The sequence below is a fragment of the Duganella sp. GW821-FHT07F09 genome, from assembly GCF_059418705.1.
The window spans coordinates 513,466-530,071 of record NZ_JBWKQJ010000003.1; the positions used below are offsets into that span (position 1 = coordinate 513,466).

At 64.9% G+C, this 16,606-nt stretch carries 13 protein-coding genes; 11 read left to right on the forward strand and 2 right to left on the reverse strand.

What is annotated here, in order from left to right:
- The first annotated feature begins 76 nt into the window (after positions 1 to 76).
- The 11 genes from cyoA to AC07P1_RS10815 all read left to right on the forward strand — a co-directional run bounded on the left by cyoA (position 77) and on the right by AC07P1_RS10815 (position 11,154).
- A complete protein-coding gene (gene cyoA / locus AC07P1_RS10765; RefSeq protein WP_494695794.1) occupies positions 77 to 1,072 on the forward strand; it encodes a ubiquinol oxidase subunit II in 996 nt (331 codons plus the stop codon).
- Positions 1,069 to 3,081, forward strand: coding sequence for a cytochrome o ubiquinol oxidase subunit I (cyoB, locus tag AC07P1_RS10770; RefSeq protein ID WP_494695795.1), 2,013 nt, complete (start codon positions 1,069 to 1,071; stop codon positions 3,079 to 3,081). The genes cyoA and cyoB overlap by 4 nt, the downstream gene beginning before the upstream one ends.
- Complete coding sequence (cyoC, locus tag AC07P1_RS10775; RefSeq protein WP_494695796.1) at positions 3,074 to 3,703, forward strand: cytochrome o ubiquinol oxidase subunit III; 630 nt, start codon at positions 3,074 to 3,076, stop codon at positions 3,701 to 3,703. Before cyoB ends, cyoC begins: the two co-directional genes overlap by 8 nt.
- A complete protein-coding gene (gene cyoD, locus AC07P1_RS10780; RefSeq protein ID WP_494695797.1) occupies positions 3,700 to 4,110 on the forward strand; it encodes a cytochrome o ubiquinol oxidase subunit IV in 411 nt (136 codons plus the stop codon). The genes cyoC and cyoD overlap by 4 nt, the downstream gene beginning before the upstream one ends.
- Positions 4,107 to 4,892: an SURF1 family protein gene (locus tag AC07P1_RS10785; protein ID WP_494695798.1), complete on the forward strand. Its 786-nt coding sequence runs from the start codon at positions 4,107 to 4,109 to the stop codon at positions 4,890 to 4,892. Before cyoD ends, AC07P1_RS10785 begins: the two co-directional genes overlap by 4 nt.
- 187 nt (positions 4,893 to 5,079) lie before the next feature.
- On the forward strand, positions 5,080 to 6,456 hold the full coding sequence (locus AC07P1_RS10790) for an ATP-binding protein (RefSeq protein ID WP_494695799.1): 1,377 nt from the start codon (positions 5,080 to 5,082) through the stop codon (positions 6,454 to 6,456).
- Positions 6,446 to 6,985, forward strand: coding sequence for a response regulator transcription factor (locus AC07P1_RS10795; protein ID WP_494695800.1), 540 nt, complete (start codon positions 6,446 to 6,448; stop codon positions 6,983 to 6,985). The genes AC07P1_RS10790 and AC07P1_RS10795 overlap by 11 nt, the downstream gene beginning before the upstream one ends.
- Positions 6,985 to 7,575: a 2'-5' RNA ligase family protein gene (locus AC07P1_RS10800; protein WP_494695801.1), complete on the forward strand. Its 591-nt coding sequence runs from the start codon at positions 6,985 to 6,987 to the stop codon at positions 7,573 to 7,575. Before AC07P1_RS10795 ends, AC07P1_RS10800 begins: the two co-directional genes overlap by 1 nt.
- 138 nt (positions 7,576 to 7,713) lie before the next feature.
- Positions 7,714 to 8,838 (forward strand): Fic family protein, encoded by a 1,125-nt coding sequence (locus AC07P1_RS10805; RefSeq protein WP_494695802.1) that lies wholly within the window; start codon positions 7,714 to 7,716, stop codon positions 8,836 to 8,838.
- 20 nt (positions 8,839 to 8,858) lie between these two features.
- Complete coding sequence (locus tag AC07P1_RS10810; RefSeq protein WP_494695803.1) at positions 8,859 to 10,007, forward strand: putative peptide maturation dehydrogenase; 1,149 nt, start codon at positions 8,859 to 8,861, stop codon at positions 10,005 to 10,007.
- 97 nt (positions 10,008 to 10,104) lie between these two features.
- Positions 10,105 to 11,154 (forward strand): WD40/YVTN/BNR-like repeat-containing protein, encoded by a 1,050-nt coding sequence (locus tag AC07P1_RS10815; protein WP_494695804.1) that lies wholly within the window; start codon positions 10,105 to 10,107, stop codon positions 11,152 to 11,154.
- Positions 11,155 to 11,168: 14 nt separating this feature from the next.
- Here AC07P1_RS10815 and AC07P1_RS10820 read toward each other — a convergent pair whose 3' ends face one another.
- Together AC07P1_RS10820 and AC07P1_RS10825 are read right to left on the reverse strand one after the other, a co-directional pair.
- Positions 11,169 to 11,423: an NHLP-related RiPP peptide gene (locus AC07P1_RS10820; protein ID WP_494695805.1), complete on the reverse strand. Its 255-nt coding sequence runs from the start codon at positions 11,421 to 11,423 to the stop codon at positions 11,169 to 11,171.
- Between the two features lie 106 nt (positions 11,424 to 11,529).
- Positions 11,530 to 16,500, reverse strand: coding sequence for a hybrid sensor histidine kinase/response regulator (locus AC07P1_RS10825; RefSeq protein ID WP_494695806.1), 4,971 nt, complete (start codon positions 16,498 to 16,500; stop codon positions 11,530 to 11,532).
- Between the last annotated feature and the right edge of the window lie 106 nt (positions 16,501 to 16,606).

The window sequence follows — 16,606 nt, forward strand, 5'->3', positions numbered from 1 at the left end:
AAAGTGTCCAATGGCAAGAACATTCCGTAATAGGTACAGTAGCATGTTATCCATATTCTGTGACGTAAATTACCGCATGATTCCTCCTATCGCACGTCGTGGGCTATTCCTCGCACCGTTGTTGTGGCTTGCCGGCTGCAACACGGTCGTGTTGAACCCGTCCGGAGATATCGCGGCTCAGCAGGGAAACCTTGTCATTGTTTCCACATTGCTGATGCTGTTGATTATCGTACCCGTTATGATTTTGATCTGTCTGTTCGCTTGGCGCTATAGGAGGTCAAATACTTCCGCCAAATACGAACCGAACTGGGATCACTCGACCAAGCTCGAATTGCTGATCTGGGGCGCGCCGCTCTTGATCATCATCGTGCTGGGCGCGATCACCTGGATCTACACCCACTTGCTGGACCCGTACCGGCCGCTGAGCCGCATCGACGCCGACCGTCCGATCGCCGCCGGCGTCAAGCCGCTGGAGATCCAGGTCGTGGCGATGGACTGGAAGTGGATGTTCATCTATCCGGAGCAGGGCATCGCCACCGTCAACGAACTGGTGACCCCGATCGACGTGCCGGTGCGCTTCAAGCTGACCTCGTCGACGGTGATGAACGCGTTCTACATCCCCGCGCTGGCCGGCATGATCTACACCATGCCCGGCATGGAGACGCAGTTGAACGCCGTGATGAACAAGGTGGGCGTGTACGACGGCTTCTCGTCGAACTACAGCGGCGCCGGCTTCTCGCAGATGCGCTTCAAGTACCACGGCGTGAGCCAGGGCGACTTCGACGCCTGGGTGGAAAAAACCCGCGGCGCCACCGGCGCGCTGACCCGCGCCGAGTTCGTGGCGCTGGACAAGCCGACCATCAAGCACCCGATCATGCACTTCGGCAATGTCGACAAGGGTCTGTACGACCTCGTGCTGAACCGTTGCGTCATCGAAGGTTCGGTCTGCATGAACACCCTGATGCACCAGGACGCCACACGCATCAAGGCGGCGGCCGCAGTCAAAGCGCTGGACAAAGACGTCTGTGAGACCGACGTTGCCGCCACCGCCCAACCTATCCGTAAAGAATGACCATGTCCGAACACACCTTGACACCCAACCACCCGATCCTGGGTCGCCTGTCGTGGGAATCGATCCCGCTGCATGAGCCGATTCTGATCGGCACCTTCGCCATGGTGGCGCTGGGAGGCCTGGCCTTCCTCGCCGTCATGTTCAAATTCCGCCTGTGGGGCCCGCTGTGGAAGAACTGGATCACCAGTATCGACCACAAGAAGATCGGTATCATGTACATGATCCTGGGTATCATCATGCTGCTGCGCGGCTTCGCCGACGCGCTGATGATGCGCGCCCAGCAAGCGATGGCCTTCGGCGACAACGCCGGCTTCCTGCCGCCGCACCACTACGACCAGGTCTTCACGGCCCACGGCACGATCATGATTTTCTTCGTGGCCATGCCTCTGGTTACCGGCCTGATGAACTACGTGGTGCCGCTGCAAATCGGCGCGCGCGACGTTTCGTTCCCGTTCCTGAACAACTTCTCGTTCTGGATGACCACCTTCGGCGCCATGCTGACGATGGTGTCGCTGTTCGTCGGCGAATTCGCCAAGACCGGCTGGCTGGCGTTCCCGCCGCTGTCGGGCATCATGGCCAGTCCGGACGTGGGGGTCGACTACTATATCTGGTCATTGCAGATCGCCGGGGTGGGGACGACCCTGTCCGGCGTCAACCTGATCGCCACCATCGTCAAGATGCGCGCGCCGGGCATGGACCTGATGAAGATGCCTGTGTTCACCTGGACCGCGCTGTGCACCAACGCGCTGATCGTCGCGTCGTTCCCGGTCCTGACCGTGACCCTGGCGATGCTGTCGCTCGACCGCATGGTCGGCACCAACTTCTTCACCAACGACCTCGGCGGCAACCCGATGTTGTACGTCAACCTGATCTGGATCTGGGGCCACCCCGAGGTGTACATCCTGATCCTGCCGGTGTTCGGCGTGTTTTCGGAAATCGTCTCGACCTTCAGCGCCAAGCGCCTGTTCGGCTACACCTCGATGGTGTACGCCACCGTCGTGATCACCATCCTGTCGTACCTGGTATGGCTGCACCACTTCTTCACCATGGGCTCCGGGGCCAGCGTCAACTCGTTCTTCGGCATCACGACGATGATCATCTCGATTCCGACCGGCGCCAAGATCTTCAACTGGCTGTTCACCATGTACAAGGGCCGTATCCGCTTCGACGTGCCGATGCTGTGGACCGTGGGCTTCATGCTGACCTTCGTCATCGGCGGCATGACCGGCGTGATGCTGGCCGTGCCTCCCGCCGACTTCGTGCTGCACAACTCGCTGTTCCTGATCGCCCACTTCCACAACGTCATCATCGGCGGCGTGGTGTTCGGCCTGTTCGCCGGCATGAACTACTGGTTCCCGAAAGCGTTCGGCTTCAAGCTCGACGAGTTCTGGGGCAAGGTCTGCTTCTGGTGCTGGCTGATCGGCTTCTGGGTCGCCTTCACGCCGCTGTACGTGATGGGCTTCATGGGCGTCACCCGCCGCATGAACCACTTCGAAGATCCGTCGCTGCAAATCTGGTTCGTCATCGCCGCCATCGGCGCGCTGATCATCGCCGGCGGTATCGGCGCCTTCCTGATGCAGATCTATGTGAGCTGGCGCGACCGCGAGAAACTGCGCGACGTCACCGGCGACCCATGGGGCGGCCGTACGCTGGAGTGGGCGACCTCGTCGCCACCGCCGGACTACAACTTCGCGTTCACGCCGGTGGTGCATGACAGCGACAGCTGGGCCGACATGAAGGCGCACAACTACAAGCGTCCGACCAAGGGCTTCGTCGACATCCACATGCCGAAGAACACGGCCGCCGGCTTCATCATTTCGGCACTGTCGTTCGTCATGGGCTTCGCCCTGGTCTGGCAGATGTGGGCGCTCGCGATCATCGGCTTCGTCGCCATGATGGCCGCCATCATCACCCACACCTTTAACTACAAGCGCGATTTCTACATCAAGGCGGATGAAGTCGTCCGTACCGAAGACGCGCACACTCGTTTGCTGGAAAGCCATGTCTGATATAACCGCTAACGCCGCCATGAGCGACGACCCAAGCGCGCGCTACTACGTAGCCGACCACCACCCGGAGAACGGCACCCTGCTGGGCTTCTGGCTCTACCTGATGAGCGACTGCCTGCTGTTCGGCGCGCTGTTCGCCGCCTACGCCGTGCTCGGCCGCAGCTATGCGGGCGGCCCGTCGGGCGCCGAGCTGTTCGAACTGGGCACCATCGCCCTGAACACGGCGTTCCTGCTGCTGTCGTCGATCACCTATGGCTTCGCCATGATCGCCGCCCAGCGCAAGAACCTGAAGTTCGCCATCATCTGGCTGGGGATCACGGGCCTGTTCGGCCTGGCGTTCCTGTTCCTGGAAATCGAAGAGTTCATGCACTTGATACACATCGGTGCCGGTCCGCAGCGCAGCGCGTTCCTGACCTCGTTCTTCGCGCTGGTCGGCACCCACGGTCTGCACGTGACCTTCGGTACGATCTGGCTGATCACCTTGATGTTCCAGCTGAAAAAACACGGCCTGACGGTCGAAAACAAGCGCCGCATGATGTGCCTGTCGATGTTCTGGCACTTCCTGGACGTGATCTGGATCGGTGTATTTACCTTTGTTTACCTGATGGGAGTCCTGCCATGAGCGCGCCACACAACCACGACCACGGTCACGGCCACGGCCATGATGACCACGGCCACGGCGAAGACGGCGCCCACGGCAGCCTGCGCGATTACGCCATCGGCTTCGTCCTGTCGGTCATCCTGACGGCCATTCCGTTCTGGCTGGTGATGGCCAAGGTGTTCGACAAGTCCAGCACCACGGCCGCCGTGATCCTGGCCTTCGCCGGCGTCCAGATGGTCGTTCACATGGTCTACTTCCTGCACATGAACGGCAAGAACGAAGGCGGCTGGTCGATGCTGGCGCTGCTGTTCACGCTGGTGCTGCTGGTGATCGTGTTGGCCGGCTCGATTTGGGTCATGTACCATATGAACCTGAACATGATGCCTTCGATGGGCTCGGATGTGCACAGCATGCACGACATGAAATGACGACTGGCGCATCGCGCCAACGTTCCCGCGCCCTGCGCGTCACCCTGGCCCTCGTGGCCGGGGTGATGTTCGCAGGGTTTTTTGCTTTGGGAACCTGGCAAATATTCAGGTTGCAGTGGAAGCTGGCGTTGATCGAGCGCGTCGACCAACGCGTACACGCCGCGCCGGCGCCGGCGCCCGGCATCGCCGACTGGCCGAAGCTGAGCGTCGAGGACGACGAGTACCGTCGCGTGCGTATCCGCGGCGTGTATCTGCCGGCCTCGACCACGTGGACCCTGGCGTCGCTGGAGCGCGGCATCGGCTATTGGGTGCTGACGCCGCTGTGCGCGGCCGACGGCGGCATCGTCATGGTCAACCGCGGCTTCGTGCCGGCGGGAACGGGCGGCTGGAGTCCGCGCCCGGCGCCGGCGCCGGCAGCGGCCAACGCCTGCGCGACGGTCGCTGGCGGCCCGGCGCTGACCGTCACCGGCCTGCTGCGCGTCAGCGAAAAGACCAGCTCGCTGCGGGCCAACGAGCCGGCGCGCAACTACTGGTACACGCGCGACCTGCAGGCGATCGCCAAGGCGCGCGGTCTGCCGGCGGTGGCGCCGTATTACGTCGATGCCGACGCCGCCTCCGCGCAGGTCGACCTGCCGGGTGAAGGCGTGCGTCCGATCGGTGGGCTGACGGTGATCTCCTTCGTCAACAACCATCTGGTTTATGCCGTCACCTGGTTCGCGCTGGCGCTGATGGTGGCGGCAGCCGCGTGGTGGGTCGCCCGGGATACACGCAGGGCGGATTAGCGGGCGAGGCCCGCTAACCGCCCCGGGGCCCATCGAAGGAACGCCCTACCTGCCGGTAGGGCTTAAGAGCGCAGCGTAATCGGCCATGCATGCGTCACCGAGGGCTCCCGCATGGCCGATTACGGCGTTCCGCCTAATCCGCCCTGCGTGGAACCCGACAAGGGATGGATCACGTAAAATAGCAGCGATGGCGACAAAATACCCCAACCCCTTCGACCGCGGTCGTCCCAACGCCCCCGTGGTCGAACCGCTGGCCGCCGTGAAAGCGTCGGCCAACACCATCACGCACGCGGCCGGCCACAAGAACATGCAGCAGCTGATCCAGCTGCGCTGGATCGCCGTGATCGGCCAGATCACCACCATCGCCGCCGCCTCGCAGCTGCTGGACGTGCAACTGCCGATGCCGGCCATGCTCAACGTGCTGGCCTGCCTGATCGCCTTCAACATCGCCAGCACCCTGCGCTGGCAGGAAAACCAGTTCGTCTCCAACAACGAGCTGCTGCTCGCGCTGACGGTGGACGTCGCCAGCCTGACCGCCCAGCTCTATTTGAGCGGCGGCGCCACCAACCCCTTCGTGTTCCTCTACTTGCTGCACGTGATCCTGGGCGCGGTGCTGCTGGAAGCCTGGTCGACCTGGACCATCGTCGCCGTCACCGGCGCCTGCATCGCCTGGCTGGCGCTGTTCTCCGAACCGTTGCGGCTGCCTCAAGACCACGAACGCGGCATCCTCAGCTTGTACGTGCAGGGCATGCTGGTGTGCTTCATCCTCGACGCCGCGCTGCTGGTGGTCTTCATCAGCCGCATCACGCGCAACATGCGCACCACCGCCGCCAAGCTGGCCGCCTTGCACCAGCGGGCGGCCGAAGAGGAGCACATTATTCGCATGGGCCTGCTGGCCTCGGGCGCCGCGCATGAACTCGGCACGCCGCTGGCCACCCTGGCCGTCATCCTCGGTGATTGGAAGCGCATGCCCGAGTTCAAGGGCAATCCGGTGCTGTTGGAGGAAATCGCCGAGATGCAGACGCAGCTCAAACGCTGCAAGTCCATTGTCAGCGGCATCCTGCTGTCGGCCGGCGAGACGCGCGGCGAATCGTCGGCCGCGACCACCATCAATACCTTCCTCGACGAGGTGGTGGCCGAGTGGCGCATCGGCCGTCCGGTGGTGGCGTTCGAGTTCGAGAACCGCATCGATCCCGATTTGCCGGTGGTGTCCGATTCGACGCTGAAGCAAATGATCTGCAATGTGCTGGATAATGCGCTGGAGGCGTCGCCGCAGTGGCTGCGCATGGAAGCCAGCCGCGAGGATGATGCGCTGGTGCTGCAGGTGACCGACGCCGGCCCCGGTTTCGCCGAGGCGATGCTGGCCCAATTTGGCAAACCGTATAATTCCAGTAAAGGACGGCCGGGCGGAGGGCTCGGGCTGTTCCTGGTGGTGAACGTGGCGCGCACCTTGGGCGGCGCCGTCACCGCCAGCAATCTGGAGCGGGGTGGGGCGATGGTGCGTTTGACGCTGCCGTTGTCGGCCATCGAAATCAAATCGGAACAAGCTAATCATGAGTACTGAAGAACGTTTGCTGTTGCTGGTCGAGGACGACGCCGCTTTCGCCCGCACCTTGAGCCGTTCGTTCGAACGGCGCGGCTACAAGGTGTTGCTGGCCGAGAACGTCGACGAGACCAGCGCGGTGCTGGTGGACCACTCGCCCGGCTACGCCGTGGTGGATCTGAAACTGAAGGGCAACTCGTCCGGCCTGGCCTGTGTGCAGATGCTGCACCAGCACGATCCGGAGATGCTGATCGTGGTGCTGACCGGCTTCGCCAGCATCAACACGGCGGTCGAGGCGATCAAGCTGGGCGCCTGCCAGTACCTGGCCAAGCCGTCCAACACCGACGATATCGAGGCGGCGTTCGAGCACGTCGCCGGCTCGGCCGAGCTGGAGCTGACCAACCGGTCGACGTCGATCAAGACCTTGGAGTGGGAGCATATCCACACGGTGCTGGCCGAGACCGACTTCAATATCTCGGAAGCGGCGCGCCGGCTCGGCATGCACCGCCGCACCCTGGCGCGCAAGCTGGAAAAGCAGCGGGTTAAATAATGGCACAAGCTTCATTTCCCGGCTTCGAGCCCGAACCGGAACTGACGGACCGGATATTTTTCGCGGTGATGCCGGATGGCGCGGCGGTTGCCGGGATCAATCAGCTGACGGCGGAGTTGAAAGCCCGTCACGGCATGCGCGGCCGGCCAATCGTCGATGCCAAACTGCATGCGACCTTGTGCAATCTGGGTGACTTTCCGGGCATGCCGGCCAGCCTGGTCGCGCGCGCGGAGCAGGCGGCGGCGTTGGTGGCCGCCAGCACGCCGGAGTTCGACGTCGCCTTCGATTCCGCTCAGACCTTCGTGAATCGTTCCCGCAACCGGCCGTTCGTGCTGACCGGCGGCGACGGCGTGGTGGGCCTGGTGGCCCTCTATAAAAATCTGGCGCAAGCGCTGCTCAAGGTCGGCATCGCCGGCAATCCGCCTGGCTACACGCCGCATGTCACGCTGCTGTACGACGACGTAACGGCCGCGCCGGAGCCCGTACCGGCGATCCAGTGGACAGTGCGGGAATTGGTGTTGCTGCACAGCCGGATCGGCCAGAACCAGCCGGTGTACGCCACTTTGGCGCGCTGGCGGCTTGCTAGCTAATAGCCAGAAGGGCTTCCTGCGCGACAACGAGGATGTATGCTGTGGGCATAGCCGCAAGCGGTGAATACAACCCATATTCACCGCAAGATATGCGGTAAATATCTTGCGTGTGCGGCGAAAGCGGTTAATAATCACCGCATGAATAGCGGCGATTACATGTATATTTGGCAGACCCCTGACTGGCCGGCGTGGTGCTTTGACCTGTCCGTACTGGCCGCTCCCATGGCCGAGGTTAGCAGGGCGCAAGGCCGTCTGGTCGGGCGTTTGGCAGACGTCGGCCTAGCGCTGCGCGACCAGGCAAGTCTGGCCGCGTTGACCGAGGACGTCGTCAAGACCAGCGAAATCGAAGGGGAGGCGCTCAACGTGTCTTCGGTCCGCTCGTCCATCGCCCGCCGGTTGGGCGTCGACATCGGCGCCCTTGCGCCGGCTGATCGCCATGTGGAAGGAGTGGTCGACATGGTGCTCGATGCGACGGCCAATTGCCACGCGCCGGTCACGCGGGATCGCTGGTTCGGTTGGCATGCGGCGCTGTTTCCTACCGGGTATTCAGGCCTTTCCAAAATCAATGCAGGTGCGTGGCGCGACGATGTCAGCGGCCCGATGCAGGTGGTCTCCGGTCCCGTCGGCAGGCAACGGGTGCACTTCGAGGCACCTCCCGCGTGCGTGCTTGAAGCTGAAATTGCTCTGTTTGTCGACTGGATAGACACCGATTCGAACGTTCCTCCGCTGATCAGGGCCGGTCTGGGGCATTTGTGGCTGGTGACACTGCATCCGTTCGACGATGGCAACGGCCGCATCGCGCGGGCCGTCTGCGACCTGCTGCTGGCGCGCGCCGAGGGATGTCCCCAGCGCTTCTATAGCCTGTCCGCGCAAATCCAGCGCGAGCGCAAGGCATACTATGAGATTCTGGAGCGGACGCAGAAGGGTTCGATGGACGTCACCGAATGGCTGCTGTGGTTTTTCGATACGCTGCGAGGCGCGGTCGAGCAGGCTCATGTCGGTCTCGACGTCGTTTTGGGGAAAGCGCGCTTCTGGCGACAATGGGCGGAGGCGCCGATGAACGAGCGTCAGATCAAGCTGCTCAACAAGCTGCTTGATGGCTTTGAAGGCAAGCTCACGACCAGCAAGTGGGCCGCTATCGCCAAGTGTTCGACCGACACTGCGCTGCGTGACATCACCGATTTGGTCGGGCGAGGAGTTCTGCGTAAAATGGATGCCGGAGGACGCAGTACGGGTTACGAGTTGACCGAAATCGCACCATAATCGCCGAAGGTAAAACCGTCATGCTGATCAGACGCTGTGCCGTGCTGTTTGTCGAGCCCCGCGAAGAGCTCGATATCGATTGGTCGTCGCTGTTCGCCGGCGAGAGCGCCTTGGGCGCGACGGTGCGCTGGATCGCGCTGGCGCCGCATCTCGGCGCCGAGGTCGAGATCGGCGGCGACGAAATGCTGGCCCTGGGTTGCATCAGCCTGACCTTGTGGCAGGAGCGCGCCGTCTGCGAGCAGAAGTCGTCGGCCGACGTCATCGCGCGTTTGCTCGCGCACGGCCTGCTACTGAGTGATGCGCCCGAAGGCGCGGCGATGCGCGAACGCGACGAGGTGCTGCGCTCGCAGCATTGGCGGCCTTTGTCCGCCACCGCGCATATATTCAGCCGGTGGGGCGATATGCGGGTCGACAAGGGCATGCAGTTCCCCAGTTTCGAGGAGTTGGTCGAATCGTACGGCACGCCGCCGGGACCTGTCGTCGAACGCGGGGCCCCCATTGACGCACTGACGCTGCCGGTTCCCGAGAGCGCCGGTTTGGACGAGACGTTGTTCAGGCGTTATACCGGACGTAACTTCGATCCTGTCGCAACCTTGCCGCTGGCAACCGCATCGCGGTTGCTGCAACGCGCCTTTGGCTCCCAGGGCGAGCGCGAGATGGCCCCGGATGCCTTTGTGTTGAAGAAGCTTAGTCCCTCCGCCGGCGGCCTGCATCCGACCGAGGCGTATGTGCTGGCGCAGCGCGTGGAGGGTGTGGCGCCGGGGCTGTATCATTACCACCCGGTGCGGCACGCGCTGGAGCCGCTGGTGGCGATGGATACCATTCGGACGGCGGAGCTGGCGATGCGCATGGTGGCCGATCAGGATTGGTTTGTCGATGCGCCGATGATGGTGGTGCTGGCGGCGCGCGTGGAGCGCAATTTTTGGAAGTACCGTAATCACGCCAAGGCTTATCGGGCGCTGTTGCTGGACGCGGGGCACTTGTCGCAGACGTTTTATCTGCTGGCGACCGAGGCGGGGATGCCGGCCTTTGTGACGGCGGCCGTGAATGAGGTCGATATAGAGCAGGCGTTGGGGCTTGATCCGTTGAAGGATATGGTGGTGGCGGTTTGTGGCTGCGGTGCGGCGTCGGGGGCGCAGGATACCGTGGAGATGCGGTATGAGCCTTGATGCCGATATGCGTCCCTGACGGCGCTTGCATGGCGGATTACGCTTCGCTAATCCGCCCTACGTGTTTTAGATTTGACTGACTACTCCTATGTTGACCATGAAAACTCTTTTTTTGCTGCCGGTCTTTTTGTTCGCCGGGTATGCGTTTGCCGATGCACCTTCAGCCACTTGGGACAAGCAGGCCAGCGGCGTCGAAGGGCGCTTGCGCGGCGTGAGCGCCGTCGATGACAATGTGGCCTGGGCCAGTGGCGCGGGCAATGCCGTGCTGCGCACCGCCGATGGCGGCGCCACTTGGCGCAGCCTGACACCGCCGGTCGACGCCAAGGCCACGCCGCTCGACTTCCGCGATATCGACGCCGTCGACGCCCGCACCGCCTACCTGTTGAGCATCGGGCCGTCCACGGCCTCTCGCATCTTCAAGACCACCGACGCCGGTGCCTCCTGGACGCAGCAGTATGTCAATCCCGATGAAAAAGGATTCCTCGACGCGATGACGTTCTGGGATGCGAACAATGGCCTGGTGGTCGGCGATTCGATCGACGGCCGCTTCCAGATTCTGCGCACCGCCGACGGCGGCGCGACATGGAACAAGATCGCCGCCGCCGCGCTGCCGCCAGCGTTGCCGAACGAGGGATCGTTCTCGGCCAGCGGTTCCAACATCGCCATGGCCGGCCGTGACGACGCCTGGATCGCCACCGGCAGCCGGGTGCTGCACACCGGCGATCGCGGTAAAACCTGGAGCGTCGTGCAGGCGCCGCTCGATAGCGGCGAGTCGGCCGGCATCTTTTCGATCACGTTCCGCGACGCGCTGCATGGCGTGATCGTCGGCGGCGACTATAAGCGGGAAGGCGCGGCCGTCAACAACGTCGCCGTCACCAGCGATGGAGGGAAGAGCTGGTCGCTGGTGCGCGAAAAAGGATTGTCCGGTTACCGCTCGGCGGTGAAGTACCTGCCCGGCGGCGGCAGGTCGCTGGTGGCGGTCGGCCCGTCGGGCGCCGATGTGTCGCGGGATGATGGCAGGACGTGGGCGCCGTTGGCCTATCCGACATCGGTCGCCGGCTTCGACGCGATCAGCTTTGCCGCCGGCCGCAAGACGGCTTGGGCCAGCGGCAATAAAGGAGAACTCGCGCGGGTGAAATTCGATTGAGGCGCGGACGGCGTTCAGCGTTGGCCCGACAGGAAGAACGGAATCGCGCCGGCGGCATTTTCAAGTTTGCCTTTGATGGTGTGACGATTGGCGGCGAGGACTTCCTTGGACGGTAGGCTACGCAGCGCTGGAATCTGGGCGGCGTCGATGCGGATGCCCAAGCCGCCGAGCGCCATTTGCGGGTCGCTCAGGAAGCTCTGGCGGAAGCCGTCGTCGCCGGACAGTTTGGACAGCAGCAGGTCGAGATCGTGCGGGGAATGCGAGGCCATGTGGTCACCTTTCGTGAGGGGGGGGGCAGGTTGATGCGTATCAATACGCAAGTCCATGCTAGGACAAAGCCTGAGCGACCTCAAGAAATTTCAACATAGCAATATGCTAGTGAGTCTGCCCGGTGTTTTCCATGGTCGTGGGCGGCGTTGATGATTGTTTGGCGATCTCGTCGTGCGCGCTGTGCATGACGATCTCGAACGCTTGCTGGAAATCGCTCAACAGTTGCGGCAACGCGGTTTCCCTCGCTCTGAGACGCTCCTCCAGCGCCGTCGCCGTCTCAAATAGATCGGGTGCGGAAATGTTTCCAGCCGCGCCACGGATCTTGTGTACAAGTTCGGCCGCCCGCGCCAGATCGTCGGCGTCGATTGCATCATGAATGTGTTGCAAAGTGGTGCCGAAGTCGTGGGCGAACAGGCTCAAAAGCCGCGTCAGCAGCGCGCCGTGGCCGCCCAGGCGTTCCAGCGCGGCGTTCATGTCGATGCCCGGGCGCGCGCTGGGCGGCGCCGCCGGCGCCGGGCCCGCGCCGCGCGGCGCGTCCGGCTCGTTCCCCGGCGCGCGTGCCGCATCGTGCTTCACCCAGGTGGCGAGCACGGCGTACAGCGTGTCCGGGTCGATAGGCTTGGTGACGTAGTCGTTCATGTCCATGTTCAGGCAGCGCTCGCGGTAGCCGGCCACCGCGTGCGCCGTCATGGCGATGATCGGCAGCGCGGCCTGGCGCTCGTCGGCGCGGATCAGCGCCGTGGCCTGGTAGCCGTCCATGTCGGGCATCTGTATGTCCATCAGCACCGCGTCGTACGGGCGCGCGTGGACCATGCGCGCCGCCTCCTCGCCGCTGGCGGCCAGGTCGACCCGGACCCCGGCGCGTTGCAGGATTTCGCTCGCCACCTGCTGGTTGATGCTGTTGTCGTCGACCACCAGCACATGCGCGCCGCGTATGCGCTGGACCGCGAACGAGGGCGGGGCGGGCGGCTTGACGGCGGACTGTCCGGCGTCCAGGCCGAGCGCCGTCATGATCGCGCTGCGCAGCAGGTAGGGGTTGGCCGGCTTGTCGATGAAGGGCATGCGGCGGGTCTGCTCGGCCGCCTCGATATCGTGCTCGCGCGCGTAGGCGGTGACCATGAGGATGGCCGGCACCTCGGCCAGCGCCGGGTTTGCGCCGATGCGGCGCAGTGTTTCCAGGCCGTCCAGCTCCGGCATGTCGGCGTCGATCAGCAAGATGTCGTATGGCTCCAGCTGCAACGCGGCGAGCGCCGCCGCGCCGGAGGCCACGGCGCGCGCCCGCAGTCCAAGGCCGACCAGCTGGATCGTCAGCATGTGGCGCGCCGCTTCGCAATCGTCGGCCACCAGCACGCGCTTGCCCAGTACCTGCGCCGGTACCGGCAGCAGGCGTGGCGTCTGGTCGGCGGCCGGCTGCAGCTGCACGGTGAAACTGAAGCTGCTGCCGACACCGGGTTCGCTGTCGACGGCGATCACGCCGCCCATCTTGCGCACCAGCTGTTGCGAGATCGCCAGTCCCAGTCCGGTGCCCCCGTAGAGCCGCGTGGTGCTGGCGTCGGCCTGGGCGAAGGCCTGGAACAGGCGCGCCTGCTGCTCGCCGCTGATGCCCAGGCCGCTGTCCTCGACGGTGAAGCGCAGCGCGAAGGCGCCGGGGGCGACCTCGGCGGCTGCCAGGTTCGGGTCCAGCTCGACCCGCAGTTCGATGTGGCCGCGCGCGGTGAATTTGAGCGCGTTGCCCACCAGGTTGACCAGGATCTGGCTCAGTCGCAGGGGGTCGCCCAGCAGGTTGGCCGGCACGTCCGGGGCCGACCAGATCACCAGTTCCAACCCCCTTTCGGCGGCGCGCCACGAGAACAGGTCGGCCAGCTGGTTGAGCGTGTCGGGCAGGTCGAAGGGCAGCGCCTCCAGTTCCAGCTTGCCCGATTCGATCTTGGAGAAGTCCAGCACATCGTTGATGATCTCGAGCAGGCTTTGCCCCGCGCGGCCGATTTTGCGGAAGTAGTCCAGCGGCTGCGGCGGCAGGTCGAGGTGTGTGCCAAGTCCGGCGAAGCCGAGGATGGCGTTCATCGGCGTGCGGATCTCGTGGCTGATGTTGGCCAGGAACTCGCTCTTGGCGCGGGTGGCCGCCTCGGCATTGGCGCGCGCCTGCTCGATCATGCGCAGCGCCCGCGCCTTTTGGTAGGCCGACACGAACGGTTCCTTCAGCGCCTTGAGCAGATCGAGGTCGCTCGCTTCGAACTTGGTCTGGTACTGGTAGTTCTCGAAAATCAGATAGCCCTCGACCTGGCCGTCGATCACCACGCGCACCGCCAGCATCGCGCAGACGTCGCCCGGTAGCGAATTGTGATGGTGAATTTCGAAGATGTCCGGCGCGATCATCGATTCGGGCGGGGCGTAGCGCAGCTCCGCCTGGCGCAGGTCGATGCTGTAGGCGTCGGCGGCGGCGTCGATGCGGCCCCAGGCCGCGCGCAAGGTGAGCGTCTCGGTGCCGGCTGCGCGCACCAGCGCCAGGGCCGAATCGATGCCCTTGATGACGGTCGATTCCTGCAGTATGGTCTGCAGCAGCGCGTCGAAGTCCAGCTGCTCGTTGATCGATTTGACGATGGCGTTGAGTTTTTCCAGATGCCGGGTGCGCGAGTAGACCAGCGCCTGCAGGGCCTCGCCCTTGTTGTGCAGCTGCCTGACGCGCCAGCGCACCAGCGCCCATGCCAGCAGGCCCGCGGCCAGCAGGTAGCCGGTCCTGGCCCACCAGGTCTGGTGCCAGGCCGGCAGCACCACCACCCGCAGCGACAGTTCATCGACATTCCACAGGCCCTCGCGGTTGCTGCCGCGCAGGCGCAGGCGGTAGGTGCCGGGCGGCAGGCTGTTGTAGCTGGCCACGCGGCGGCTGGCGTCGGCCTCGGTCCAGCGGCGGTCGAATCCCTCCAGCAGGTAGGCGTAGCGGTTGCGCTGTGGCGCGGAGTAGTCCAGCGCCGCCAGTTCGACCTCGAAGTTCTGGGTGTCCGGCGTCAGGGTCAGGGTCGGACCTTCGGGCGCGCTGAGCTGGTCGGGCGTGAGCGCGCGCTGATCGACCCGCACCGCGCTGATCACCAGCGGCGGACGATAGGCCCAGTCGTTCAGGCGGGCGGCGTACACCACCGCCATGCCGGAGGTGGCCCCGAACAGCAGATCGCGTTCATTGGTGACGGTGCTGGCGCCGATGAAGAAGGTGCGGAACGCCAGCCCGTCGGCGCGGGCCAGCGCGCGCGCCTTGAGCGTGGTCGCGTCGACCACGGCGATGCTGTCCGAGGTGGCGGCCCAAATGCGGCCGGCGGGATCCGACTGCAACGCCATGATGGTGCCGGTCGACAGTCCCTCGGCGACGCCGACCCGTTCGAACACCGGCGCGCCCCTGGCATCGCGCCCGGTCATCACGCAGATGCCGCCGCCGTAGGTGCCCACCCACAGCCGGCCGCGCCCGTCGATCACCAGCGAGCTGATAACGGCCTCGGAGAGCGCGGTGGGGAGGGCCGGCGCGGCGTGGATCTGCTCTATCTTTCCGGTCGCCGGATCGAGGCGATTGAGGCCGTTGCGGGTGGCGATCCACAGCGCGCCGTCGACATCGGGGACCACGGCGTGGATGCGGTTGTCGGTCAGCCCGCCGCCCTCCTGCGGGCCCTGGACGTAGCGCTTGATGGTGCCGGCGGCGACATCGTAGCGCAGCAGTCCTTCGAAAGTGCCGAGCCAGAGCTGGCCGTCGCGCTTCAGGATGGTGCCGATGCGCGGATACTGGTTTTCCTGCGGCAGGGCGATGCGTTTGACGGCCCTCCCGCCGCCCCGGGTGCGGTACAAACCGAGCTGGGTGCCGATCCAGGCCTCGCCGGCCTCCGCCTCGGCCAGTGCCAGCACCACGCGGTTGGGCAGCGCCGTTTCCGGCTGGTGCGGGTCGGGGCGCAGCGCCGCGCGCCGGGCGCCATCGGTCGCCACGATGTCGATGCCCTGGTCGGCCAGCGCGATCCACACTTCGCGGCGGCTGTCGGTCATCAGCGCGGTGACGGCCGCCTCCAGCTTGCCCTCGCCGCCGAACACCGAGTCGATGCTCTCGCTGTGCGGATCGTGGATGTCGACGCCGCGCTCGGTGCTGACCCAGATCATGCCGCTGCGGTCGCGCAGCAGCGCGGCGGTGCGGTCGTTGCTGAGGCTGAGCGGCACCGCCGGCTGGTGCAGTATGCGGTTGCTGCGGCCCGTGGCGGTGTGATACTCGACGATGCCGCCGCCGTAGGTGCCGGCCCACCAGGTGCCCGGCGTGCTCTCGGCGACCGACAGCACCATATTCGATTCCATGTCCTTGACGCCCTTGAGCGCGACCAGCTGGCCGCTGTCGGCCAGCGGATCGACCGTGCCCATGCCGCTTTTGAGCGTGCCGAAGGCGATCTGTCCCCGGCTGTTTTCGCCCAGCGCCATGACGGTGTCGCTCCAGCCGCTCCGGCCGGCGGCGCCGACCGGGATGGCGGCGATGGCGCCGCCGGGTTTCATCCGCGCCAGTCCGGTGCCGGTGCCGATCCACAGGTTGCCCGAGCGGTCCACCAGCAGCGCGCGGACCTGGTTGTCCGGCAGGCCCGGCGCGGTTTCGCGGGTATGGCTGGTCACGGTGCCCGCGACGGCGTCGTAGAATTTGAGGCCGGTGGGGGTGCCTATCCAGAGATTGCCCTTGGCGTCGCTGGCGATCGCGCTGACCAGGCCATGGCTCAACTCCTCGTTGATGCGGACGAAGTATTCCTTGCGATTGTCGTACATCGCCACGCCGGCGGTGGCGGTGCCGACCCACAGGCGGCCGCGCGCGTCGACGTGCAGGGTTTGAATGAAATCGCCGGGAATGCTGGTGGGGTCGGTGGCGTTGTGGTGGAAGCTGCGCACGCGGTAACCGTCCCAGCGCGCCAGGCCGCTCTGCGTGCCGATCCAGATGTAGCCGTCGCCGTCCTGCGCCAGCGCCATGCTGACGGGATGCGGCAAGCCCTGTTCGAGTCCGAGATGTTCAAACAGCGGCGTGGCCAGCTTGTCCCAGCGCTCGGAGCCGGCCCTGGCGGGGCCGGACAACATGGCGCCGGCCAGAAGGCACAGGCAGGCCGCCGGCGCGAAGGCGACACGGGACGGCGGGACGACACGGCATAGCCGAAAAAGTCGACCAAGGGCGGCGATACAGGCA